Here is a 25,485-nt window from a genome sequence, read left to right as displayed (position 1 = left end):
ATGGGCGGAGATCTCTTTTTCGATCGGGTTCCCCCGCAGAATCTGGAAGCGGAGCAGGCGGTAATCGGCGCTATCCTGCTGCAGGATGAAGCGTTGATTGCCGCCATGGAGCGGGTGAATACCGAAGATTTCTACGACAAGCCGCATCAAATGATCTTTGAGGCGATGATACAGCTCGGAGAAGAGAACCAGCCGATTGATTTGGTTACCCTAACGGCCAAGCTTCAAGACAAGGGAGAGCTTGAGACAATCGGCGGGGTCAGCTATTTGGCCAAGCTTGCGCATGCGGTGCCAACGGCGGCCAATGTTGATTACTATGCGCAGATTATCGAAGAGAAGGCGATGCTGCGCAGGCTGATCCGGACCGCCACGCAGATCGTAAGCGAAGGGTATACCGGCGGCGAGGATGTCGCCGATATGCTGAGCGACGCCGAGCGGCGTATTCTGGAAATCTCCAACCGACGCAGCGGCAGCGGGTTCATCGCCATCCGCGACGTGCTGATGGAAGTGTTCGACCGGGTGGAGATGCTCCACCAGAACAAGGGAGGCACGTCCGGTATTCCTTCCGGCTTCGCCGACCTCGATCGGATGACCAACGGCTTCCAGCGCAATGATCTCATCATCGTCGCCGCACGTCCGTCGGTGGGCAAGACGGCTTTTGCGCTGAACATCGCCCAGAATGTGGCGGTGCGCGCCAGAGAGACGGTAGCCATCTTCAGTCTGGAAATGTCGGCCGCTCAGCTTGTGCAGCGGATGATCTGCGCCGAAGCGAATCTGGATGCGAACATCATGCGTACCGGCGACTTCAAGAGCGATGATGACTGGTCGAAGCTGACGATGGGCATTGCCTCGCTGTCGGAATCGGAAATCTATATTGACGACACGCCGGGTGTAACCGTCGCCGATATCCGGGCCAAATGCCGGAGGCTCAAGAAGGAAAAAGGGCTGGGCATGATCGTGATCGACTACCTCCAGCTCATTCAGGGCCGCGGCAAGGGCGGAGAGAACCGCCAGCAGGAGGTATCGGATATTTCGCGGACGCTGAAGCAGATCGCGCGGGAGCTGGATGTGCCGGTAATCGCCTTGTCCCAGCTCAGCCGGGGTGTGGAGCAGCGTCAGGACAAGCGGCCGATGATGTCGGACCTTCGGGAATCGGGCTCAATCGAGCAGGACGCTGATATTGTCGCGTTCTTATACCGGGATGATTACTACAATCAGGAGACCGAGAAGAAGAACATCATCGAGATTATTATCGCCAAACAGCGTAACGGCCCTGTCGGTACGGTAGAGCTGGTATTTCTGAAAAATTTCAACAAGTTCGTCAACTACGAGCGTGCTCACTCCGAACCGTTTGCAGGTTAAGGATAATCATGACAATTTCCGAACGATTGTACATTTTCTTGTGCAATCGTTCGTTTTTGTTTGACTTTAAAAAAGACGGCTGGTACACTGGTAATTGTGCTTTAGCGGATTAAACTGTCTAAAGCGTCCCTCAGGGCTGCGTACATAGCGGTATGCAATGAGCCCTATAAGAAAAATAATGGTGCTGGAGAGCCGCACCTACGGAGGAATGAACATGTCAACGGTAGTCGTTGTGGGAACACAATGGGGAGACGAAGGCAAGGGCAAAATCACGGACTTTCTGGCAGAGAGCGCAGATGTGGTCGCCCGTTATCAAGGGGGCAACAATGCCGGCCACACGATTCTGATTGACGGCAAGAAATTCAAGCTCAGCCTGATTCCGTCGGGCGTCTTCTATAAAGAAAAGACTTGTGTCATCGGTAACGGCATGGTGATCAACCCGGCCGCCCTGATTGATGAAATCAATTATATCCACGAGAACGGATTTGATACAGAAAATCTGGTCATCAGCGACCGCGCCCATGTCATCATGCCTTATCACATGGTGCTGGATGCGCTCGAGGAAGACCGCAAGGGGCCGAACAAAATCGGAACGACCCGCAAGGGCATCGGCCCGGCGTATATGGACAAAGCAGCCCGCAATGGCATTCGGATCGCCGATCTGATGGATGCCGAAGAATTCGAGCTTAAGCTGCGTCATTTGATGAATGAGAAGAATCAGGTTATCACCCAAGTATACGGTGGAGAGCCGCTTGATGTGGAAGAGACTTTGAAGCAGTATCTGGAATATGCGGAAGTGCTGCGCCGCTATGTGACGGACACTTCGGTCGTGCTGAACAACGCCATCGACGCGGATAGCAAGGTGCTGTTCGAAGGCGCTCAAGGCGTTATGCTCGACATCGACCAAGGAACCTATCCGTTCGTAACGTCCTCCAATCCGTCCGCAGGCGGTGTCTGCATCGGCTCCGGCGTAGGGCCTTCGAAGATCAAGCAGGTCATCGGAGTAGCCAAATCGTATACGACGCGTGTCGGCGACGGTCCGTTTCCGACCGAGCTGAACGATGAAATCGGCGATCTAATCCGCGAGACCGGCCATGAATACGGCACCGTTACCGGACGTCCGCGCCGGGTCGGCTGGTTCGACAGCGTCGTTGTCCGCCATGCCCGCCGTGTCAGCGGTCTGACCGGGCTGTCCCTGAACTCGCTGGACGTGCTGAGCGGCCTGAAGACGGTTAAGATTTGCACTGGCTATAAATATCGCGGGGAGGTTATTACCCATTATCCCGCAAGCCTGAAAATGCTGGCCGAATGCGAAGCCGTCTACGAAGAACTGCCGGGCTGGGATGAGGATATTACCTCGGCCAAGACGCTGGACGATCTGCCGGAGAACACGCGCAAGTATGTGGAGCGCGTATCCGAGCTGACCGGCATTCCGATCGCGATCTTCTCGGTCGGACGCAACCGCAACCAGACGAACCAAGTTCTGCCGATTTACGAATAATTAGCAGCGATATTCCACATATCATACGCATATAAGAACCGCAGAGAGCCATGCAATGGCTTTCTGCGGTTTTTTCTGCGTAAGAGCTGTTTTCCAAGTATCCTTCTGAAAAATATCACGGAAAGTAATTTGAATTAATGTTATTTTTTGGAGATTAAAACAGCAAAGGAGCGCAGAGGAAATGGCTCAGAAAAGGATACTTAATCTCTCAGTTATGCCCGATCATCTGGAACAATGGCTGAACGATCAGGCCTCAAAGGGGTATCGGCTCGCGAGAACCTCGAACCTGTTCTATATCTTTGAAGATTGCGAGCCTTCCCGTTACATGTACCATGTTGAGTTTGCCGCAGACTACACATCGAAGGAGCTGAAGGCATACAGGGAATCGTTGACGGGAGCCGGAATTCGGACTTTGACCAAAAATATCAATTTTGGCAAATTCGCTATCGGAAACGTGCGGTATAGACCTTATGGAAGACGGGGCGCATCCTTTGCGTCCTCTCCAGGGAATATGAACGCCGAGCTGTTGATTATGGAAAAGTATAACGACGGGCTGCCTTTTAAAGTCAACACGGACAGGCAGGTACAAATCATGTACTACCAAAAGATCCGCAGCGCTTTTGCGGTAGTGGCCATCTTGCTGCTTCTTACAGCGCTCTTCGGCAGGCCCAATCTGCCCCGTTCATGGGAAGGGGTTAACGTGATGGAAGCTGCTTTGAAGGCGGTGCTTGTTCTGATTTGTATCCCTTTTGCCAGCGCCGCCGTCAGATATTCCCGAAAGATTGGAGCACTGAAGAGGGAAAAGTGATGTTATCGCAGCACTATGACGAAATTCCCTTCCTTGTGTCCTTGAAGGCACAACTTCCGCATGAATAAGCGAACGGACGTTTTCCGGAGCCCATATTGGTCAATAATGGAAAAAGAGCAAGCGGACGCATTGATTCAAGGGAGAGATGGAAATGAAATTTGTGAAACTTACGCTGGGTATCTGCTTAATCGTAGTACTGGCGAGCAGTCTGTCCATACTGACAACAGGCGTTATCGTAAATGCGTATGTTCAATCGGTAATGTCCGGGCTCGGCCTGAAGGTGGATACCCCGGCTCCGGGCTTCGGCGGAATGCTGAGCAGCCTTATGGGTACAAGCGGGAAGGCAACATCCAAAGACACGGTAAAAGACGATGACAGCTCTGCGGCAGCCGATAGCTCAAAGACGCAGGAGCCATCCGATTCGGGCGGCAGCGGCGAGACCGTTCCTGCGGCGACGGCCGGCACCGGAGGAGGCACCGAAGAAGACAAGGCGCCGGACAACGCGCTGCCTGTCATGGGTGAGGCATCAACCGAGGAGCAGAACGGGAGCGCGCAGGATCAGCAGCTGGTCATGACTCCGGAGGCGATGAAGGATTTGAAGGACAATTTGCCGTCCGAGGAAAAAGTCAGCGTGTTCAATATTCTGATGAACAAGGTTCCCCAGGATGAGATGCAGAAAATATCCGCAGCCATGGAGGACGGGTTGACGGCGCAGGAAGTCACGGAGGTTCAGTCGATCATTTCCAAGTACGTCACGCAGGAGGAGTACGACAAGCTGATGAAGATACTGACCTCCGGCACGGGCGGACAATAAATGCACATAACAATTGCATAATTCGGGAAAAAGGGGCTGCCCAACGCCGCTGCAGACGGTGAGGGACGGCCTTTTTGCATGAAACTGCATTAATGGAATGGCCCAGATGTTACCTCTTGAGCGAAAGTTGAAATTTTTCTGCAGGCTGTGGTAAAGTAGACAGGGACCGAAAATGGTTAATTTTTTGTAACCATTTGCCATATCATTCCAATAAAATTCTCAGTTTATACGCAGGATATTTTCTATCGGCAAAATATAGATTAGGCGGTCTTACCATAGTTCCGGCTGCATGGCGATACTACAAGGATAGGCTGAAAGGGAGAGTTTCGTGAAAGGATTGAAGTTAATACGCGGGCTGAAGAAGCAGCAAGGAGAAGTTTCCATGCCTGTGACTGAGCGGAATGACGATGCCGGGGAAGGCATGATGTCCGCTCCAGTGGTTCATAGATCGCGGCGGCGTCTGCTTCTGACATGGCTCGCGGCATCCGCCGGCATTGCGCTGCTCACGGTCTCGTTCATCGGGGCGCATAAGTATTATGTGGAAGCGAATACGGAGGGCTATTACCGGGTTCTGCTGCACGGCAATGAAATCGGGACACTCTCCGACAAGGAGCGGCTGAAGGTTTTATTTGAGGAGAAGCGCAAGGAGTATCAGAACAAATACCCGGACGAGGTTATGGTTCTGCAGACGGACGGCATCACTACCGAGGCGGCCAGAGGCTATAAGCCGGTGATCGACAACGAGGGAACGTTGGATAAATTGGACGGTCTGCTTAAAGCGTACGCCGTCGGCGTTCAACTGGTCGTAGACGGGAAAGCCGTCGGTATCGTCAAAGACCAGGAAACAGCCGGGGCTGTGCTTCAGGGAGTAAAAGCCTACTACATATCCGGGAAGAAAGAAGCATCCGACGTTCCGCAGCTGACCAAGACGGCGGCGGCGTTATCCGCCCCGGCCTCCTCAGAAGACAAGGTAGAGTCAGCGGATATACGTGAGCAAATATCCATCGAGCCGATAAAGGCCAACCCGAATAAGGTGCTGGATGTGCAGAAGGCGGTCAAGCTGCTTACCGAAGGCGTAGAGGCGCCGCTCGTGTATACAGTACATGAAGGAGACACGATCTCCAGTATTGCCACCCGATATGGAATTACGCAGCAGGAAATTTTCCAGAACAACCGGGACGTAAAGGAACTGACGCTGCAGATCGGAGACGAGCTTAAGCTGACGGTGCCGCAGCCGCCGGTTACCGTCGTAACGACGGAGAAGGCGACGGAGCAAATCGTGACGGAACCCGAAGTGATCGTGCGCACCAGCGAGCTTCTGCCCAAAGGCAAGATGAAGGTGGTGCGTCCGGGCCAGACAGGGCTGAAGGAGATGCAATACCGGCTGACCAAAGAGAACGGCGAGGTCGTCATGGAAGAATGGCTCGGACAGACGGTTCTCAAGGCTCCGCTGCCTGAGGTTGTATACCGAGGCACCAAGGTAGCCTATGAAGCTTCCGGATCATTCGCCTGGCCGGTTAGCGGTGCAATCATTTCCAGCAGCTTCGGCGAACGCTGGGGACGGCTGCATAAAGGGGTGGATCTTGTATCCGGCAATCGGACGATTAGGGCCGCCGACGCCGGGACGGTAACTTTTGCCGGAGTGCAGAGCGGTTACGGTAATGTTGTCATTATTAATCACGGCAACGGATATGATACGTACTATGGCCATTTAAGCAAAATCTCCGTTTCCGTCGGCCAGAAGCTGGAGCAGGGCTTCACGATCGGAATTATGGGCAATACCGGGCGATCCACGGGCACCCATCTTCATTTCGAAATTCGCAAAAGCGGCACAGCCATGAATCCGCTCAAATATTTGCAATAATTTGTCATATCTCATACAGGCCGCTCGGGTAATCCCGGACGGCTTCATTGTTATAGGAATAAATATCCATTTTTACTGCTTGAGGACCTGACTGCGTACTTCGTAGGATGTAGCGGGCGGACAGGTATGCTAAAATAATGCTAGGTAGTTTAAAAGTAAGATAGAAGGGTGAAACGGTGGATTATGGGGATGGGAACGATTTTGGTCGTGGACGATGAACAGCCTATTGCCGATATTTTAAAGTTCAATTTGGAAAAAGAAGGGTACGAGGTCGTCTGCGCTTTTGACGGTATAAGCGCTGTGGACCTGGCCTTGTCCAAACGGCCCGATCTCATGCTGCTTGATCTCATGCTGCCCGGCAAGGACGGCATGGATGTATGCCGCGAGGTGCGGTCCGCCCATCTGGATATTCCGATCATCATGTTAACCGCCAAAGACGGGGAAATCGACAAGGTGCTGGGCCTTGAGCTTGGGGCGGACGATTATGTAACCAAGCCGTTCAGCACACGCGAGCTGCTTGCCCGGGTCAAAGCGCAGATGCGGCGCCAGCACAAGCCGGCTCCCGCCGAGACGCAGAGCGAACCGGATGAAGGCAAGCAGGGCGTTCACCATTTCGATTTGTTTATAGATACCGACATGTATACGGTCTACAAGGGCGGGGAACCGCTTGATCTGACGCACCGCGAGTACGAACTGCTCTATTATATGGTCCGCAACGCCGGGAAGGTCATGACAAGGGAGCATTTGCTTCAGGCGGTCTGGGGATTTGAATATTTCGGAGACGTGCGGACGGTCGATGTGACGATCCGGCGGCTGAGAGAGAAAATCGAAGAGAACCCGAGCAAGCCGGAATATATATTTACACGGCGCGGGCTTGGATATTTGATGCACAGTCCCAAAAGCGGAGGATTGTGATGAAGGCCATGTCCTTTTTCCGGACAATTCAGGCGAAGCTGATTATTATTTACGTGCTGCTGATTCTGATCGCGATGCAGCTGATCGGCGTTTTTTTTGTAAGTTCGATGAAGAATTCGCTGACCGATAACTTCACGAAGGATTTGAAGGCCCGGGCGGAAATGCTGTCTATTCTGACGGCCGATAAATTCAGTAGCGAAGCCGGCGGAACGAGTGAAGAATCGTCGGTGGACAGCCTGCGTGGCATGGTCAACAATCTGTACATCAACGGCGCGGAAATTCAGGTGCTCGATGCGAGCGGTAAAATTATCACCACCTCGGTACAGTCGCAGAGCGACTATGTCGGGCGGCGCAATACGCAGACGGTGGTCAGCCGCGCGCTGCAGGGCATCAGCGACAACGAGGAGTATATTATCGGTGACGATAATGTGCGGAAGAAGGTCGTGGCCAAGCCGGTGTTATCGGACGGAAAGGTCGTAGGCGCCATTTACATCGCTGCCGATATGAAGGATCTGTATGCGACGATGGGCCGGATCAACAGCGTATTCATCTCCGGACTTCTCATCGCGCTGGCCCTGACGGCGGTGCTCGGCGTTATACTTGCCCATACGATAACACAGCCAATTAAGGAGATGACGCGGCACGCCACTGCGGTGGCCGAAGGCAGCTTCGACCGGAAAATGCCGATCTTTGGTAGTGATGAGATCGGGCAACTGAGCAAGGCGTTCAATTATATGACCGGACGGCTGCGGGACGCGCTGTCCCAGAACGAGGAAGAGAAGGAGAAGCTCGCCTCCATTCTGACGAATATGAGCGACGGCGTAGTGGCGACAGACGAAGCCGGCCGCGTCATTCTCATGAACCGCCGGGCATCGCTGATGCTGGGGGCGGATGAGCCGCTGCCCAGTGGGCTTGCACTGGACGGGCTGCTTGGCCTCGAGGGTGACCAGACGCTCGCTTTGTCCGGCGGTACGGCGCAGTCCACGATGCTGAGGCTTAAATCTTCCGAAGAGGAGGAACCGAACATCGTGCGGGTAACATTCACGCCGATCCACCGCCGCGAGGGCGGAATCGCCGGAACGATCGCGGTGCTGCAGGACGTCACCGAGCAAGAGAACCTGGAAGCGTCGCGCCGCGAGTTCGTGGCGAATGTATCGCATGAGCTGCGCACGCCGCTGACGACCATCAAGAGCTATGCGGAAGCGCTGGATGACGGCGCGATGGAAGATCCGCAGCTTGCCGGCCGCTTTGTCGGCGTAATCCGCAGTGAGACGGAGCGGATGATCCGTCTCGTTACCGATCTGCTGCATCTCTCGCGGCTCGACTCCAGAGAAGCGCAGCTGCGCTATCAGGAGACGGATATTGCCGAGATGCTGGAGGATGTGGCCGACCGCTTCTCCTTCCAAATCCGGCAGAAGCGGATTTCCATCCGCACCGTCGTCCGCCGGGACATCTCTACAGCCTGGCTCGACAGGGATCAGATTGACCAGGTGCTCGGTAATCTGGTGTCCAATGCCCTGAAATATACACCGGAGGGCGGCAGCATCGAGATGGAGGCGGGACGCAATTCCGAAGGTATGCTGGAGATCTCCGTCCGCGATTCCGGGATCGGCATTCCGAAGAAGGATATTGAGCGCATTTTCGAGCGTTTTTACCGGGTGGACAAGGCGCGTTCGCGGAATATGGGCGGAACCGGACTCGGGCTTTCCATTGCCCGGGAAATTGTCAAGGCGCACGGTGGCGCTATATCGCTGCAATCTGAACTGAACAAAGGTTCTAAGGTTACCTTTACGCTGCCTCTGGAGAAGCAAAGGAGGGATGGAGCGTGAAGGAACGGATCAAGTCCTGGGTTCTGGCGCTGCTCGTCCTGGGCAGCCTGGTGGAGAGTTATTATTTGATCTATCGTCTGCCGGGGAGCGATTCAGCGGTCTTCTCGGAGAATTTATATGTGAAGACAGACAATATGGGCCCTGAGGAAAAAGTTGAGAATTTGCTATTTCCTGATAAAATGATCATTCATCTGGGAAACGACAAGCACACGCTGTTTTACCCAAGTTCGACTTTCTACAATCTTATTCTCACCCGGCTGAAGGGGCGAAGCTTCGAGAGCTTCCAGCGCCGCTCCGTTCAGAGCTTTAACTGGGACAAAATCCGCAGCGAGAATCCAGGGATCGAGCTGTCGTTCCGTTCGGGCATTCCCGTAGCGCTGCTGCAGCGGGTGATGCAGCTCTCCCCGGATTCTTTGTTCGCCGGGGAGAGCGTCGACCGGATCTGGATATACAGCGGGAAGAACGATTCGAAGGCGCATGCCGTTTTTTTCAGCACAAGGGGAGACATCGTGTATGAAGCGGCCAAAGCCGATCTTACCGTGCAGGATGTACAGCAGCATGTGGATTTCGGTAAGTCCTGGACGCCTTACGCAACGTCAAACGGCAGTTATTATGTTCCGGAAAGCAATCTGTCGCTCATGGCGGCCGAGCTGCCTTCCAAGCTGTATACGGTAGAGCAAATCCAGAGCAGCCTATTCTTCGATAGCGGGAGTACCCGGTATATCCGGGAAAAGGACGGCTCTGAAATCTATACGGACAGCAAGCGCAGCCTTCAAGTGGATCAGGAACATAACTGGATGAGCTACAGCGACCCAACGGCGCTGCCAGCGGGCGAGAGCACCAATGCCAGGGATGTGCTGGAGGCGGTTGATTTTGTCAATCAGCATGGAGGGTGGAACGGGACGTACAAGCTGGAAGCGGCGGAGGAAAGCAATCAGGACCGGATTGTTTCCTTCCAGCAGTACTACGGCTCTTATCCATACGGGGCGTACCCGGTTCTGGATCAGCCGAAGCTGCATTACGGGCTTATCGATCTGCGGCTGCAGCAGGGGACGGTCACGACCTACGAACGGTCATTGATGTACAGCGAGGATGATAAAGGTTCGAAAAAGATCGTGGAGCTTCCCGGCGGGGATACTCTGCGGAGGCAGCTCGCGGGGATCAGCCAATCTTCGGCGATTCGCGACCTATACCCTGTCTATCTGCCGGTGGTCAAAGGAGATAAACTTGAGCTGACCCCCGTCTGGAAGGTCGACTTTAGTAACGGAAGCTCGCTTACGCTGAAGTAATACTACATGGTTAAAAGGAGGAAGGGCATGGACTGGGGTAGAGCAAAAAATGTGCTGATCTATTCATTTCTGCTGCTGAATCTGCTGCTGTGCTACCAGCTGTGGATGGACCTGCGGGAGCAGGTCAGCGCCAATCTTGACTTTACCTCGCTATCCAGCTCTACCCAACGAATCATGGAGCAGAAGGATATCCGCATTCTGTGCCCCATTCCGGCGGCTACGCCAGAGCTTCCCGATATTACGTACCGCTATTCGGCCGGTGAGGGGGATGGAACGGTTCAGCTCACCCGGCCGGTTGACAGCAAGCTGATTTTTTCCTTCACCGAGCTGAGCGGGGAGCTGGAGAGCCAGATTCCCGATATCGGGAGTTACCGATTCGATCCTTTGGAAAGTGAGGTCGGCACATTCGTGCTGCATCCTCTGGTCGACGGGAAATGGCCGCTGTTCAGCGTAAGGCTGGAGCTGGTCTACAACAATCAGAGAATCGTCGCCTACCGCCGGCCGCAGATTGATATCGGGGAAGGCGGAAAAGGTGAAGCGCAAAAGGTGCTCCCGGCATCGAAGGCGCTGGGCAGTCTGATCGAGAAGTTCTTCCCGCAGGGCGCGGCAGTAAAAGAAATTGAGCTGGGCTATTACGGAGAGCTGTTTAATTCCGAGAGCCAGGTGGCGGCGCCGATGTGGCGGTTTCTGCTGGAGGACGGAAAATCTTATTACGTCAACGGCATCAGCGCCGATATTATCAGTCCCAAGACACCTTAGTGAAATAACGGATTACGAAAAAAGAGGAGCAGGAGATATGGGGATTTCATTTACGGTGCTGTCCAGCGGCTCAACCGGCAATGCCACAATTATACGGGGCGGCGGGACGACACTGATGATCGACGCGGGTTTGAGCGCGCGGCGGATTGAGGAGTTGCTGGCGATGCGGGAGCTAAAGGGAGAGGAGATTGACGGGATCCTCGTGACGCATGAGCATTCCGATCATATCAAGGGTCTCGGCGCGGTCTCCCGTAAGTTCAATCTGCCGATCTACGCCAACAGCAATACATGGGGCGCAATCGAGAAGGGCATCGGGAACATCGAGGAGCATAACCGGCACGTTCTGGAGACGGGGCAATATAAAGATTTTGGAGATATGCGGGTGGAATCATTCGCCATATCCCACGATGCCGCCGAGCCGGTCGGCTACAACTTCTATGAAGGCAAGGAGAAGCTCAGCGTTGCGACCGACCTCGGCTATGTCAGCGACAAGGTGAGAGCAGCCATCTCGGATGCCGACGTATTGGTGCTTGAGGCGAACCATGATATCGAAATGCTGCGGATGGGGCGGTATCCGTGGAACACGAAACGGCGGATACTCGGCGATATGGGCCACCTGTCCAATGATGCGGCGGGTGCGGCGCTCAGCGAGATTTTGACGGGGCGCACCAAGCGGACCTATCTGGCCCATTTGAGCCGGGATCATAATATGATCGAGCTTGCGAGAATGTCCGTTCGCGGAGCGATGGAAGACAGAGGCTGCTTCTACAAAGACAGCGAGTTCCGGCTCTGCGACACCTACTACGACCGGCCTACGCCATGGGATACGGTGAGCGAATCATAAGATCGTCAAGATCAGACATTTTCCGCTCAAGCTCCTGGCGTGTGATCAGTCCTTTGTCAATCAGCAGCTCGACGGCTGCGGTTAGAGCGAGTGTCATATGATAGTGTTCGTCTTTCAGATCGCCTAGCTTGCCGATAAACTGCGCCAAATCCATACTTGAGGTAAAAGAATCCATAGCCGTTTCTCCTTCCACTATTTGTTGTTTTTTTATTTTCATGAAGACGGCGCCGCTATCAGCGCTATGGTACAATAGAAGAGTATAAGAGGCCCGCTTGCATACGACTTTTCAGTCCGCTTTTCTAGAATTATAGTCTGATAGGCTGCAAAATATTCCGCTTTTACGAGAATGAGCGCTTCAGGGTCAATAACAGGTGAAACATTTTGCCCCGGAGTGCAGTCTAAAATGAGAATGAGGGCACTGCAGGAAGGCTGGCCCATACAGATACGCGAGAGTTAAAAGGGGAGAGGATAACAGAATGGGACTGTTTGATGATGATTTCTATTCAACCAAAGTATCCAGACGGAGAGAACGAAAAGTCTCAAAACGCCCAATGCCCCGCCGCTGGTCGAAACCCTTCAGAGGACGGAGCTTGTCAACGATGCAAGTGTCCGCGATTTGCTCCCTGATCAGCGCAGTGGTCGCTGTTCTGCTGTTCAGTCTCGTCACAGGCCAGCTTTCCCATCCAAGTGGTGCGGCGCCTGCCTTCATTCAGAATATTACGCCAAGCAGCGGCGATCCTTATGAGCGGATTATCAAGGCGGCGGCTACCGTCCGTCCGGCGGTTGTCAGCATAATCAACCATAAAGAAGAGGAAACCAAAGATACCCTGGATGAGTCGGCGCTCGGATCAGGTGTGATTTATAGGAAGACCGGCAATAAGGCATTCATTATAACGAATAACCATGTCATCTCCGGAGCGGGCAAGCTTGAGATTGTTACGGTGGACGGCGAGACCCGCAAAGCGGAGCTTGTCGGCGCGGATAAAGTCAGCGATATTGCCGTCCTCTCCATTGATGCCGGGGGGATTAACACCGTTGCGCAGCTAGGGGACTCCTCCAAGCTTCAACTGGGGGAAACGGTCATTGCGATCGGCAACCCGCTCGGTCTTGGCGACACGCTGACCTCGGGCATTGTCAGTTACACGAACCGCAGCATCCCGGTATCGCTTAACCAGGACGGCGTCTATGATTGGGAGCAGGAGGTTATTCAGACCGATGCCGCCATTAACGAAGGCAACAGCGGCGGAGCGCTCGTGGATCTGAACGGCCGGGTAATCGGCATTAATACGATGAAGATATCCGATACCGGCGTGGAAGGCCTTGGGTTTGCCATTCCGGCCAATCATGTCATCAAGATCGCTGAAGAGCTGTCTCTAAAAGGGAAGATTGCGCGTTCGTACCTGGGCGTATACTCCGTCGATTTGAATAATCCGTATGTTCCGCTTGCCGAGGACCAACGCAAGGCGCTTAAATTGCCGAGCAGTGTCAAAGAAGGCGTTGTGGTTCTTGACGCCGTCGGCCCGGCCAAGGAAGCCGGACTTAAGCTGAACGATGTCATTACGAAATTTAACGGTCAGACTATCGACTCCACGCTGAGCTTGCGCAAATATTTGTACAACGAGACCAAGATCGGCGATCCGCTCACCATCACTTTTTACCGTCATGGCGTAGAGCAGGAAGTTACCGTTACACTCAAAGAGAAGCCGGGGGAATAATTCCGGCGGGAACAGTATATACTAGTAAAGCTTTACTGAGGAAGGCTGGCTTAGCCTGGTTTGGAAAGCCAGCCTTTAACGGTAAAAACTGGATGATTTCCGGGCGCTTAACTTGCCTTTGCTTCCATGATGTGCTACTATGATATTAATCATAATTTAATTTGAGGCCTGAATTTTCACATTGAAAAGGGTTGTCAAGTCGGAGATACAGCCTTTTTCAATGTGTGAATTTTTTCTTTGTTCAAAGATAAAAATAACATATTAATTTATTTTTTGGAGGCATACACCAATGCAAACAGGTACAGTTAAATGGTTTAACGCAGAAAAAGGCTTTGGCTTCATCGAAGTTGAAGGCGGAAGCGACGTATTCGTACATTTCAGCGCAATCGTCGGCGACGGCTTCAAAACGTTGGACGAAGGCCAACGCGTTGAATTCAACGTTGTTCAAGGCAACCGTGGACCACAAGCCGAAAACGTTGTAAAACTGTAATACCCAACCACCGTCCCGCCTAAGAATCGGGACGGTCTTTTTTTAATGACAACCATACTTTGCATATAGAGAAATGGAGGGGAACGGCAATGAACTACCGGAAGAAGCCAGTGGAAGAAATACCGGAAGAGAATACCGCCGTATGGTCCTGCACGAACGATGATTGCAACGGATGGATGAGAGATAATTTTACGTTTGATGTTGCGCCGACCTGTCCTTTATGCAACGCGCCGATGGAGCAGAGTATGAGGATGCTTCCCCAACTGCTTAACTCAAACAGCAACCCTAAAGCGTTGAAGAAGGGTATTTCCATTTCTTAAATGGCGGCAGCCTCAATATAGACAATAGAGAAGCAGTTAAGACGGGAAAACCGTCTTATTTTTTTTGCTTTTGTCAAAAATTTTGTGATTAATGTCACAAATTTATTGATTTTTACCGATAAAAACGATTATAGGTGTGATTAACATCACAATTCACCTCTTAAAATTTTGACAAAATAGAAGCAACTAAATGGGAGAAGGAAGGGAGAATATGGACACAGTTATGCTGTCGCGCATGCAGTTTGCGTCGACAACGATTTTTCACTTTTTCTTTGTGCCGGTAACGATTGGATTATCATTCATCATCGCGATTATGGAGACCATGTACGTCCGCAGCGGCAACGAAGAATACAAGCGAATGGCAAAATTTTGGGGCAAGCTCTTTCTCGTTAACTTTGCGATCGGGGTGGTTACCGGGATTTTGCAGGAATTCCAGTTCGGCATGAACTGGTCGGATTACTCGCGCTTTGTCGGGGACGTATTCGGGGCGCCGCTTGCTGTTGAAGCGCTGCTCGCATTTTTCCTTGAATCAACGTTTATTGGAATTTGGATTTTTGGCTGGGAGAAGGTTTCCAAGAAGATCCATCTGCTGTCTATCTGGTTTGTGGCGATTGGCACCACGCTGTCGGCTTTCTGGATTCTGGCGGCGAACTCATTTATGCAGCACCCTGTCGGATATACGATCAACAATGGCCGTGCGGAGATGAATGATTTCCTTGCGCTGATCACCAACGGTCAGGTTCTGGTTGAGTTTCCGCATACCGTACTGGGCGCTTTTGCAACCGGAGCTTTCCTGATTATCGGCATCAGTGCAATCAAGCTGCTGAGAAAGCAAGATGTTTCGTTCTTTCAAAAATCTTTCAAAATTGCGGCGATTGTCGGCATTATCAGTTCGATCGGCGTTGCCTTCGCCGGCCACTGGCAGGCGCAATATCTGGTTAAGACCCAGCCGATGAAGATGGCCGCCTCTGAAGGATTGTGGGGCAAGAGCGGCGATCCGGCGCCTTGGACGGTAATTGCTAATATTGATCCTGTGAACAAGACAAGCACTCATGAACTGAAGGTTCCGTATGCGCTCAGCTTCCTCTCCTACAGCAAGTTCTCCGGCGAGGTTAAAGGGATGAATGAGCTGAATGACGAGTATGTACAAAAGTACGGTCCGGGCAATTACATACCGCCTGTGCGGACGACCTTCTGGAGCTTCCGGATTATGATCGCGGCGGGCATGGCTATGATTTTCATTACATTGTGGGCTGTGTATTTGATGTGGCGTAAAAAGTTCGATCAGCCGAACACCAAGTTTATGCGCATCTGCTTGTCGGGACTTCTGCTGCCGCCGATCGCCAATACGGCGGGTTGGCTTATGACGGAATTCGGGCGCCAGCCGTGGACGGTATTCGGTCTGATGACAACGGAAAGAAGTATTTCGCCTAACATTACGCCGGGCCAGGTATTGTTCTCGCTAATCACCTTCAACGGTATATATGCGGCTCTCTTTATTGTGCTGATCTATCTGTTCGTCAAAGTTATCAAAAAAGGCCCGTACGCTATCGAAGAAGACTCGCATTCGACGGACCCTTATGACAAGAAGGAGGGAAACCATGCTCTCACTTAATGAACTTTGGTTTGTGCTGATTGCGGTTCTCTTCGTCGGATTCTTCTTCCTGGAAGGCTTCGACTTCGGTGTGGGAATGCAGTCGCAAATGCTGCCGAAGGATGAAAGGCAGCGCCGGGTTATGATCAACTCCATCGGTCCGTTCTGGGATGCGAACGAGGTATGGCTGATTACCGGGGCGGGGGCGATGTTCGCCGCTTTCCCCGAATGGTACGCGACGCTGTTCAGCGGGTTTTATGTTCCGTTTGTCTTCGCTCTGTTTGGTCTGATTCTGCGCGGGGTCGCTTTTGAGTACAGAGGCAAAGCGCAAACCGCCGGATGGAGAACCACCTGGGATCTGTCCATCCTGATCGGCAGCTTCCTTCCGCCTTTCCTGCTTGCCATAGTATTTGCGAGCTTTATCAAAGGCCTGCCGATTGACGGCGACATGCAGATGCACGCAGCCTTTTTCGGCGACATTGTCAATGTCTATACCGTGCTTGCCGGTCTTACGGTTGTCCTGATGTGCAACATTCACGGCCTGCTGTTTACGGCGCTCCGCACCTTCGGCGAGCTGCAGGAACGGGCGCGCAAACGGGCTCGGGCTCTGCTGCTGCCGACAGGCGTGCTGCTGCTGGCTTTTGTCATCATGACTTATTTCCAGACGGATATCTTTGACGTGCGCGGCGCGTTATTATGGGCTATCGTGGTACTGGGCCTGGTCGCTTTCTTGCTGTCGGGTTACTTCTGCAAGCAGAAGCGCGATGGCTGGGCATTCGGAATGACCGGCGCGGTGCTGGGCCTCTCGGTCATCTCCGTGTTCGTGGGCCTGTTCCCCCGGGTTATGGTCAGCTCGCTCGGGGAAGCTTACAACTTAACCATCACGAACGCCGCATCCGGTCATTATTCGCTTAAAGTGATGACAATCGTGACGCTGACCATGCTGCCGTTCGTGCTGGGCTATCAGATCTGGAGCTATTTTATCTTCCATAAACGGCTTAGCGATAAGGAGACTCTTGAATATTAATGGATAGAAATTTGCTTGGGTATAAAGGAGTGAGGCCGGTCTTTCTGGCGGTGGGCTTCCTTACCCTGGTGCAAAGCTTGTCCATCCTGCTGCTGGCCGCATCGCTGGCAGAAGTTATCTCCGCGCTGTTCGCGGGGAAGCCGCTGAAGGAACAATGGGGCACTGCGCTATTGTTCCTTCTTGCATTTCTAGCGCGGCATGCCTGCGGACTGCTGATGAGCAGCATCTCGTACCGGTTCGCCGAGAAGACGGGCAGCGCCATGCGGCGTGAGATGATGGACAGGCTGTTCCGGCTAGGGCCGAGAATGGCCGGGGATCAAGGGACGGGAACCCTGGTGACGCTCGTTCTGGAGGGAGTGACCAAGTTCCGTACTTACTTGGAGCTGATTATTCCGCGTATGGTCGGAATGGCGGTAACGCCTGCGCTGCTGCTCGTTTATGTGTATATGCAGGATAAAATGAGCGGCATTATACTGACTCTAACGATGCCGATTATCATTGTGTTCATGATTCTCATCGGCATGACGGCCCGTAAGCAGATGGACCGGCAGCTGGAATCGTACCGGACGCTGTCCAATCACTTTGTGGACTCGCTACGGGGGCTTGAGACGCTGAAATTTCTCGGGCGCAGCAAGGACCATAGCCAGGCCATCGCGGAGGTCAGCGACCGCTACCGGTCGGCAACGATGCGCACGCTGCGTGTGGCGTTCCTGTCATCGTTCGCGCTCGATTTCTTCACCATGCTGTCCGTTGCTTCTGTGGCGGTCAGTCTCGGCCTGCGGCTGGTGAACGGCGACATGACGCTGGTTACGGGACTGACGATCCTAATCCTGGCGCCGGAATATTTCCTGCCGGTGCGGCTGGTTGGCGCTGACTTTCACGCCACGCTTGACGGCAAGGAAGCGGGCGAAGCGATGAAGAGCATTATCGACCGTGAACCGGTCAAGGCGGTAGCGCTGGAGCGTGCGGAGCCATCTTCTTCGGAAGCTGTGGCAGGAGATGAGGGGCGGCCGGAAGGCCGCTCCCGGAAGGAAGACGCGAAGGATGCTTCAGTGGGTAAACCGGATGGGAATCCGTCCGGCGGCGGGAGCTCAGCGGCAGATTTCGGTCAAAGCGCTGCGGCACTGCCGGAGTCCGTATTTGCCTGGAACGGCAGCAGTACGCTGTCTCTCCAGGGGATCGGCATACGGCATGAAGAAGGAGGCCCTTCCTCGCTGGAGGAGATCAATTTGCAGTTCGCCGGCACTGGCAAAATCGGCATCATTGGCGAAAGCGGCGCCGGAAAATCGACGCTGATCGATGTGCTGGCCGGCTTTTTGCATCCCGGTTGGGGTAGCATAACGATTAACGGCTGCAAGGTGAGCTCGTTGACCGACGACGCCTGGCGGCGCCAGACATCATATATTCCGCAGCGGCCGTACATATTCAGCGGAACGCTGGCGGATAATGTCCGGTTCTATTACCCGGAGGCTTCGCTTGATGCTGTTGCCGGGGCCGTCGCGGCCGCCGGTCTGTCGCCGCTTGCCGCCTCGCTGCCTGGCGGACTGGATGAAAGGATTGGCGGAGGAGGACGTTCCTTAAGCGGCGGGCAAGAGCAGCGGGTCGCGCTGGCGCGGGCTCTGCTGAGCAGCCGCCCGATTATGCTGCTGGACGAACCGACGGCGCATCTGGATATCGAGACGGAATACGAGCTGAAGGAAACGATGCTGCCGCTATTTGAGGACAAGCTGGTCTTTTTGGCTACGCATCGTCTGCATTGGATGGCGGACATGGACTGCATTATTGTTATGAAGCAGGGCAGGGTTGCTGAAGTGGGCACCCATCAGGAGCTTCTTGAACGCAAAGGAACCTATTACGAGCTTGTAGAAGCGCAACTGGAGGGGATTCATTGAAACGGGAAGGCTGGTTTGCCCCCTATGTGTCGTCCTATTTCTGGCGTTTCCTGTTGATTGTCCTGCTGGGCGCGCTCACCGTATTCTCGGCTTCATCCCTGATGTATACCTCCGGCTTTCTGATTTCCAAAGCATCCATCCCGCCGGAGAACATCCTCATGATCTATGTTCCGATTGTCGGCGTCCGCGCGTTCGGCACAAGCCGGGCGGTCATCCACTATGTGGAGCGGCTGGTCGGGCATGATACGATTCTGCGGATCTTGTCCAAAATGCGCCAGCGGCTGTACGGCATCCTGGAACCGCAGGCATTATTTCTGTCCTCGCGCTTCCGTACGGGCGATATTCTCGGCATGCTGGCTGACGACATTGAGTATTTGCAAAATGTATATCTGCGCACCGTATTTCCCGCTGTCATTTCCCTGATCATCTACGTGGCGGCAGTCATTGCCATCGGCACATTCGATGTGCGGTTCGCGCTGCTGGTGGGCCTTTACATTCTGGTGCTGGTCGCCGTGCTGCCGCTCGTTTCCCTGCTGCTGACGCAAAAACGTCAGCGCCAGATCAAGCAGGAGCGCAACCGGCTGTACCAGAAGCTGACCGATGCCGTGCTCGGCATGAGCGACTGGATGATCAGCGGACGGCAAGGCCAGTTCGTAGAAACGTATGAGGCGGATGAACAAGCGGTCGCCCGCACGGATGCCGCGCTGCGGCGGTGGGCACGACTGCGCATGTTCCTGGGCCAGTCGGTGGTCGGCCTCGGTGTGGTGTCCATGATCTGGTGGGCCGGGGGCCAATTCGCGCAGGGGGCTTTTCCCGGCACCCTGATCGCCGCCTTCGCCCTTGTGGTCTTTCCGGTTGCCGACGCTTTCCTGCCGGTATCCGAGGCCATCGAGAAAATCCCGCAGTACCGCAATTCGCTGGAACGGCTCGGGGGTGTGGCGGCAGGGCCGCAGGAGTTGGCGGCGGGGGGCAGAACTGTGGGGGGAACGTCAGATGGGGGCGATTCGGGCAACGCTGATTTGCAATCGTCAGAGGTTGGCAGCGCAGTTGTGAATTCGGCGCATATCTCGATTCGCGGTGCGGGCTACCGCTACGCGAAGGACGGGGAATGGTCGGTCCGGGACTTGACGCTGGACATTCCCCAGGGCAAGAAAATCGCCATCATCGGCCGCAGCGGCGCCGGTAAATCGACGCTGCTGAAGATGATCCAGGGAGCGCTTGCTCCAACCGCAGGAGCTGTGACCATTAACGGCCGGGCTGCCGCCTCCTATGGAGAACAGATTCCATCTATTATCTCCGTGCTGAACCAGCGTCCGCATCTGTTCGATACAACGGTAGCGAACAATATCCGTCTCGGCGACCCGGAGGCTTCGGAGGAGCAAATCGCGCAGGCCGGCGCTTTGGCGAAGCTGGGCGACCTGATCGCCTCACTGCCCGCAGGCTACGACACGCGGGTACGCGAAGCAGGCCAGCGCTTCTCCGGCGGTGAACGCCAGCGGATTGCGCTCGCGCGTATCCTGCTGCAGAACACGCCGGTCGTTCTGCTCGACGAGCCGACGGTGGGTCTCGATCCGCGCACCGAGCGGGAGCTGCTGTCGACGATTTTTGCCGCAATGGAGGGCAAGACGCTGATCTGGGTCACGCATCACCTGGTCGGCGCGGAGCGGATGGACGAAGTGATTTTTATGGAGAACGGCAGAGTCGAAATGCGCGGCACCCACGCCGAGCTGATGGCTTCCGAGCCCCGCTACCGCAGATTGTATGAGCTGGACCGTCCGGGGTATGGGGCGCAGCGCGCCACTTCGGCGAATTGAGCGAAAACGAAGTATTTTTTATAGTGCAAGGGCATTCATAGACCCGTAAAAGAACGGCTGCCTTAGTCGGTCACTTTTACGGGTTATTTGGATTCCTTTTTCGCCGGAATTATGGTAGAACAGAAAGAGGAGTATTACGCTTAAAGAGGCAAAGGGAAAGGGATGCTTGCAGGAAATGTATGTAGTGTGCAAAGAACATCTGGAGCTGGCCATCGACATGTTCGTTGACGAATACGAGGATGCGCCCGACATCGTGGACTTGAAAGATACGGAATTCTCGGACTGGGACCCGCCGGCCAAATGCGCGGAATGCGAGAAGAACGCGGAATTTTTGGTGGTATAAATAGAAATGGGAGAGAAAAAGACGGCTTCCCGCCGTCTTTTTCCGTTAGCAACACATTAGCGGATGGGACAATCAACAGAGGGGGATATACGCATGAATTTGAGCATGAACTGGATTACACTCCGGGTGCGCGATCTGGAGGTGTCCCTGAACTTCTATCACGGGATTCTCAAACTACCGGTTCAACGCAGATTCGAGAGCAGAGGCAGGCAGATCGCCATGCTGGGGACGGATGGGCAGCCGAAGGTTGAACTGATCCAGGGAAGCGAGCCGGTGTTAAAGGCGGAATGCGGGGTGTCCATTGGTTTTGAGGTGGAATCCCTGGATGAGGCGATGGAATACCTAAAGAGCGAGGGCATCCCGACTGTTCGCGGGCCGGTCGCGCCCAATCCCCGCCTGCGGTTCTTTTATATCCTAGACCCGGACGGCTTTGAAGTGCAGCTGGCGGAGCATAGCGATTAGGGTCAGCCCTTAGCCTACAAAAAAGAAAATGTACAACCCGCCTGGCCCCCCTTAAAATGGAGGATGGTGCAAGTCATATCCGATCGGCGTGACCGACCCGGACTACAGCGTGCTGAAATTTACGGCGGAGAACGGGCGGTATTACAGCCATTTTCACTCGGATAATTTTGAGGTGCCCTTGACGCGGTAACTTCTACATTGAAGGAGGGAGGCTGGAAAAAATGAAGCATCTTTTACTGAAATATATGACCCGGCTGACTTCCTTGAGCGAAGCAGAGCAGCACGCGATTCTGGATGAGATTCAGGTGGAAGAATACAGGAAGGGAACCGTTCTGCTCAGGCAGGGGGAGATTCCCGGCAAATGTTATTTTGTCCTGAAGGGGTGCGTACGGCAGCATGCGGTGGATGAGACGGGCCGGGACATAACCTCGAACTTCTACACGGAGGAGCAGGCGATCGCCATCTTCAATGTACATAAGCCGGATAAATCGTCGGATTACACCCTGACCTGTCTGGAGGACTCTGTATTGGTTGTCGGTCAGCTGAACGCCGAGAGGGAGATGTACGCCAAATACACGCAATTGGAGTCCATGACACGCCGGATGATCGAGGAGAGCTTCGGTCAGGTTCAGGAGGAGTTCGCTGCTTTTATCGCTTCTTCCCCCGAAGAGCGCTATAAGACCCTGCTTCTTCGAAGACCCGGCCTTATCGACCGAGTTCCCCAGCATCAGCGGCAAGCTATCTCGGCATGACGCCGGAGTCGCTGAGCCGGATCAAGAAGCGGCTTCACCGCGAATGCGCGGAGACGGAGCTCTGAACAGCAGCCAGATCCCGAAGCCCAGTTCCCCGGCAGTCATCGGCAGCATAAACACCCACTCCAGCCCTTTTACAAGACCCTCGGCCTCAGGCCAAAGCGTGCGGCACACATGAATGACGATATAACCCGCCCCGGCCAACAAGAGCAGTACGCTGATGATCTTAGGTACATTCCCTGTTCGGAGAGCCAGAACCCCCACAATCAGCAGATGCCCGCCAAAAATGATCAAACCAACCGACCATACCGCTGCAAAAGCTCGCAGAAACAGCATCGTCTCGATCTCCAGCTGATTCGCCGTGAAGCTCGAAAATGCCCCGGTACTGCTGCCTGTAAGCAGTGAAACGACGACAAGACTGGAGACGGCCGCACCCAAGACCGCCGTATACGACAAGCGCAGCCATGCGCCCAGCAGGGACAGGCCCGGCTGCACGGGCTTCAGCACCTTATATAATCCCCATGCAGCCACGATGTCACAGACCATAATCAGGGTCCATGCCAAAATCTCAGCCCTGAACAGCAGGGGAGCGGCGGTCAAGCTGCCAAATGTAGCGCCCGGGTCTCCCTCCGTGACCAGACTTCGATGTACATATCCGTACGAGAGTGCGGCGGCAGCCGCCATTAAAATGAGTGAAATACCGGCCGCTCGGGCCGCTGGATTCGACATTTGAATAACCCTCCTCTGAAGAATTCTTCGTGGTTACATTGTACTAAGGAGGGAACGGGACTTCCTTGACTTAAGTTAAGGAGAGATCCGCGTTTGTGTATTCATCGGTCCTTGTTTATCATTAGAGGACGAAGAAAGGGGAGTTCGGATCTTTATGTTCATTCAGCTTATTGCGGTCGGTAAATTGAAAGAGAAATACCTGGTACAGGGCATCCAGGAATACGCGAAACGGCTTACGCCCTACCTCAAGTTCCAGATGATTGAGGTGGCGGATGAAAAAGCGCCCGATACCTTAAGCGAAGCCGAAGTATCGGCCGTGAAGGCGCGCGAGGGCGAGCGCATCCTCGCGCATGTGAAGGAGAGCGCGCATGTTATCGCGCTCGCCATCGACGGCAAGCTCTGGAGCTCGGAAGAGCTTGCCGGGGAGATCGACAGGCTCGGCACCTACGGGACGAGCCATGTCGTGTTCGTCATCGGAGGCAGCCATGGGCTCTCCGATGCGGTCCTGAGCCGCGCGCAGCAGCGGCTCAGCTTCGGGCGCATGACGCTGCCCCATCAGCTCATGCGCCTGGTGCTGGTGGAGCAGATTTATCGGGCGGTGAAGATCAATCGGGGGGAACCGTATCACAAGTAGGGCGAAATTTTTGTGGTACTGAGTATAATTTCTTGATTTTTTGGATGATTAGAGGGTTTCAGATTGTCATGTGGAATTTATCGTAATACCTGATGTTAAGCGAGGAAGTGGACTAGTGGCAGGACCGATATATTATAAGCGTAGATTACTCACTGTTAAGTCTGCAACTGTAACTCCGAATCTTGGTGGGAAAACAGTGCTTGCAAGCGAGCCTTGGACTTTTGTTGAATCTTGGTTGAGGAATAAGAGTACGGCAGAGGCGGCATTCTACTGGGAGCAGGCTAGAAACTTCTATTTAAGTTCAAAATCCCTGCCTCCTACAGCGGCTCCATTACCGCTATATTATTGCTTTTTAAACGCTGCAAAGACACTCTTGATTGTAAAAAAGCAGGCGTTCTCGAACAGCCATGGGGTTGCTGGCAACTTTTCTGGCACCAGATTAACAAGGCCCAGTACCGAAGACGAGAAAATTCGCTTCAAGACACGCGGAATACTGGCTGCACTGAGCAGATTGCTTGATGACCATATTGTACCGGGAGAATATGAATATAACCTTGATCAGGTGTTCTACAATATTCCATACATACATAGAGCATATTCTCTTTCGTACGATACCGAAACAAGAGCTGTGCCGGAGCTCTTCATTCCGTTGAGAAATCCACATTTTGTGTCCAAGCTAGGATCTTCCCAAAGTTGGTTTGTTGCAGAGATAGAGCCAGATCCTCGATATGCAAATGGTCATACGATCAACAAATTACCGTCTGGTTTTGAGCGAGTAAATAATATCAATGATCGGTTTGTAATACGGCTCAAGCGAAGATTCAACTGGAGTAAGGAGAAGATGGAGACGTTTGAGGCATACCATAGAAAGTTAAGGAAGTATGTTATGCCGATAGTAGGGAAAGGTGATAAAAGGTGGTACATGAGACGGGGAAGCAACGGAGATAAGTGGATTGATAGGAGTCCAGTTACATTAGCCTATGCCGCCATGCACCGGTTGAGCGAGCTCTCTCGTTACAATCCAATGATTCTCCGGGGATATTTATCAGGTAAGCATAACTGGATTATTACAGAATTTATTCAGAAATCACCCTATCAGTTTATTAACGAGATCTCTTCCGAAATTACAGGGTTCGAATTTCTTGATACAGGCGTGATATAAAATAGAATCTATATGATAAACACAAGTGATTTTTTGAGCATCGGGGCTTTTCCGGAAAAAGGAAAAGCCCCTTCTGCATGTGGTCCAGCAGAAGGGGCTACGCTTAAAAAATGCTTCTCGGTCTCCTCATTGAAGGCGAGCTCGACGTTGCTGACGCGCTTCCTGTCGTCCAGCGTGATCCGCTTCACGATCAGGTGCACCAGTGTCTTACGCTGCGGGAACGGAGAGCGGTGGAGCAGGGCGTCAAACCTGCCAACCAAGGAACGTACGAGCTCGAAGGAGACGGGCTCGGCCTGATCGTCGCGGAGTTCCAGTTCCAGCTTCGACCGACGGGTAAGCTCGGTGTCGAGCTCCCTGTTCAGGTCGTTCAGGCATTCCGCGAACAGGCTGCGGTCGATCTCGTTCATCTCGTACAGCCCGAGGTTGCTTGAGGCGAGAGAGAATAAGCTGTTGTTGCTGGATCATTTGAAATTCGCTCCTTTTGGCCCATATGATATAATTGAAAGAAAAGTGTTTTTTAGTATGGAGGATATAATGAGATTTATTAATATAAAAATTGATGAAGA

The 25,485-nt window shown here is 53.6% G+C and carries 24 protein-coding genes and 1 pseudogene; 23 read left to right on the top strand and 2 right to left on the bottom strand.

All coding sequences use genetic code 11. From position 1 onward, the window contains the following. The 10 genes from dnaB (at position 1) to PDUR_RS26580 (ending at position 11,985) form a co-directional block, all read left to right on the top strand. Complete coding sequence (gene dnaB, locus PDUR_RS26625) at positions 1–1,362, top strand: replicative DNA helicase (protein ID WP_042208898.1); 1,362 nt, start codon at positions 1–3, stop codon at positions 1,360–1,362. 214 nt (positions 1,363–1,576) lie between these two features. Then, a complete protein-coding gene (locus PDUR_RS26620; protein WP_042208897.1) occupies positions 1,577–2,863 on the top strand; it encodes an adenylosuccinate synthase in 1,287 nt (428 codons plus the stop codon). Between the two features lie 181 nt (positions 2,864–3,044). After that, positions 3,045–3,671 (top strand): DUF2812 domain-containing protein, encoded by a 627-nt coding sequence (locus PDUR_RS26615; RefSeq protein ID WP_052410425.1) that lies wholly within the window; start codon positions 3,045–3,047, stop codon positions 3,669–3,671. A 151-nt stretch (positions 3,672–3,822) separates the two neighbouring features. Next, complete coding sequence (locus PDUR_RS26610; protein WP_042208896.1) at positions 3,823–4,485, top strand: hypothetical protein; 663 nt, start codon at positions 3,823–3,825, stop codon at positions 4,483–4,485. Between the two features lie 328 nt (positions 4,486–4,813). Then, positions 4,814–6,349, top strand: coding sequence for a M23 family metallopeptidase (locus tag PDUR_RS26605; RefSeq protein WP_042208895.1), 1,536 nt, complete (start codon positions 4,814–4,816; stop codon positions 6,347–6,349). Between the two features lie 183 nt (positions 6,350–6,532). After that, positions 6,533–7,264 (top strand): response regulator YycF, encoded by a 732-nt coding sequence (gene yycF / locus PDUR_RS26600; protein ID WP_042208894.1) that lies wholly within the window; start codon positions 6,533–6,535, stop codon positions 7,262–7,264. Next, complete coding sequence (gene walK, locus PDUR_RS26595) at positions 7,264–9,093, top strand: cell wall metabolism sensor histidine kinase WalK (RefSeq protein ID WP_042208893.1); 1,830 nt, start codon at positions 7,264–7,266, stop codon at positions 9,091–9,093. The genes yycF and walK overlap by 1 nt, the downstream gene beginning before the upstream one ends. Continuing rightward, positions 9,090–10,382 carry a YycH family regulatory protein gene (locus PDUR_RS26590; protein ID WP_042208891.1) on the top strand — a complete coding sequence of 431 codons (1,293 nt, stop codon included), beginning with the start codon at positions 9,090–9,092 and terminating at the stop codon, positions 10,380–10,382. Before walK ends, PDUR_RS26590 begins: the two co-directional genes overlap by 4 nt. 27 nt (positions 10,383–10,409) lie before the next feature. Beyond that, a complete protein-coding gene (gene yycI, locus PDUR_RS26585; protein ID WP_042208890.1) occupies positions 10,410–11,141 on the top strand; it encodes a two-component system regulatory protein YycI in 732 nt (243 codons plus the stop codon). Between the two features lie 37 nt (positions 11,142–11,178). Further along, positions 11,179–11,985 carry an MBL fold metallo-hydrolase gene (locus PDUR_RS26580; RefSeq protein WP_042208889.1) on the top strand — a complete coding sequence of 269 codons (807 nt, stop codon included), beginning with the start codon at positions 11,179–11,181 and terminating at the stop codon, positions 11,983–11,985. On the opposite strand, the gene PDUR_RS26575 is transcribed toward PDUR_RS26580, so the two are convergent. Next, entirely contained in the window at positions 11,954–12,160 is a 207-nt protein-coding gene (locus PDUR_RS26575) for a hypothetical protein (protein ID WP_025692496.1), read from the bottom strand. The genes PDUR_RS26580 and PDUR_RS26575 overlap by 32 nt on opposite strands. A 301-nt stretch (positions 12,161–12,461) precedes the next feature. On the opposite strand from PDUR_RS26575, the gene PDUR_RS26570 reads away from it, so the two are divergent. The 10 genes and pseudogenes from PDUR_RS26570 to PDUR_RS26530 all read left to right on the top strand — a co-directional run bounded on the left by PDUR_RS26570 (position 12,462) and on the right by PDUR_RS26530 (position 22,459). Next, positions 12,462–13,700 (top strand): S1C family serine protease, encoded by a 1,239-nt coding sequence (locus PDUR_RS26570; protein ID WP_042208888.1) that lies wholly within the window; start codon positions 12,462–12,464, stop codon positions 13,698–13,700. A 289-nt stretch (positions 13,701–13,989) separates the two neighbouring features. Beyond that, on the top strand, positions 13,990–14,190 hold the full coding sequence (locus PDUR_RS26565) for a cold-shock protein (RefSeq protein WP_036592608.1): 201 nt from the start codon (positions 13,990–13,992) through the stop codon (positions 14,188–14,190). Between the two features lie 89 nt (positions 14,191–14,279). After that, positions 14,280–14,510, top strand: a complete 231-nt coding sequence (locus tag PDUR_RS26560; protein ID WP_042208887.1) for a cold-shock protein — start codon at positions 14,280–14,282, stop codon at positions 14,508–14,510. Between the two features lie 211 nt (positions 14,511–14,721). Next, positions 14,722–16,125, top strand: coding sequence for a cytochrome ubiquinol oxidase subunit I (locus PDUR_RS26555; protein WP_042208886.1), 1,404 nt, complete (start codon positions 14,722–14,724; stop codon positions 16,123–16,125). Beyond that, positions 16,112–17,131: a cytochrome d ubiquinol oxidase subunit II gene (cydB, locus tag PDUR_RS26550; RefSeq protein ID WP_042208885.1), complete on the top strand. Its 1,020-nt coding sequence runs from the start codon at positions 16,112–16,114 to the stop codon at positions 17,129–17,131. The genes PDUR_RS26555 and cydB overlap by 14 nt, the downstream gene beginning before the upstream one ends. After that, entirely contained in the window at positions 17,131–19,023 is a 1,893-nt protein-coding gene (gene cydD / locus PDUR_RS26545) for a thiol reductant ABC exporter subunit CydD (RefSeq protein ID WP_042208884.1), read from the top strand. The genes cydB and cydD overlap by 1 nt, the downstream gene beginning before the upstream one ends. After that, positions 19,020–20,837: a thiol reductant ABC exporter subunit CydC gene (gene cydC / locus PDUR_RS26540; RefSeq protein ID WP_042208883.1), complete on the top strand. Its 1,818-nt coding sequence runs from the start codon at positions 19,020–19,022 to the stop codon at positions 20,835–20,837. Before cydD ends, cydC begins: the two co-directional genes overlap by 4 nt. 175 nt (positions 20,838–21,012) lie before the next feature. Next, positions 21,013–21,180 (top strand): CxxH/CxxC protein, encoded by a 168-nt coding sequence (locus tag PDUR_RS28430; RefSeq protein ID WP_063619538.1) that lies wholly within the window; start codon positions 21,013–21,015, stop codon positions 21,178–21,180. A gap of 93 nt (positions 21,181–21,273) precedes the next feature. Continuing rightward, positions 21,274–21,642, top strand: a complete 369-nt coding sequence (locus PDUR_RS26535; protein WP_042208882.1) for a VOC family protein — start codon at positions 21,274–21,276, stop codon at positions 21,640–21,642. Positions 21,643–21,863: 221 nt separating this feature from the next. Then, a pseudogene (locus tag PDUR_RS26530) lies at positions 21,864–22,459 on the top strand (Crp/Fnr family transcriptional regulator). Here PDUR_RS26530 and PDUR_RS26525 read toward each other — a convergent pair. After that, positions 22,416–23,123, bottom strand: a complete 708-nt coding sequence (locus PDUR_RS26525; RefSeq protein ID WP_042208881.1) for a DUF4386 domain-containing protein — start codon at positions 23,121–23,123, stop codon at positions 22,416–22,418. The pseudogene PDUR_RS26530 and the gene PDUR_RS26525 overlap by 44 nt on opposite strands. Positions 23,124–23,277: 154 nt before the next feature. Here PDUR_RS26525 and rlmH point away from each other — a divergent pair, with 154 nt between their 5' ends. From rlmH to PDUR_RS29035, 3 genes are all read left to right on the top strand, one after another. Continuing rightward, entirely contained in the window at positions 23,278–23,757 is a 480-nt protein-coding gene (gene rlmH / locus PDUR_RS26520) for a 23S rRNA (pseudouridine(1915)-N(3))-methyltransferase RlmH (RefSeq protein WP_042208880.1), read from the top strand. Between the two features lie 115 nt (positions 23,758–23,872). Then, a complete protein-coding gene (locus PDUR_RS26515) occupies positions 23,873–24,919 on the top strand; it encodes a YaaC family protein (RefSeq protein ID WP_052410424.1) in 1,047 nt (348 codons plus the stop codon). A 110-nt stretch (positions 24,920–25,029) separates the two neighbouring features. Beyond that, positions 25,030–25,350, top strand: coding sequence for a hypothetical protein (locus PDUR_RS29035; protein WP_156130648.1), 321 nt, complete (start codon positions 25,030–25,032; stop codon positions 25,348–25,350). Positions 25,351–25,485: the final 135 nt, after the last annotated feature.

It is taken from the genome of Paenibacillus durus (genome assembly GCF_000756615.1).
GTDB classification, from domain to species: domain Bacteria; phylum Bacillota; class Bacilli; order Paenibacillales; family Paenibacillaceae; genus Paenibacillus_AQ; species Paenibacillus_AQ durus.
Note: the sequence above shows the minus strand (reverse complement) of the source record. Positions and strands in the feature narration are given on the sequence as shown.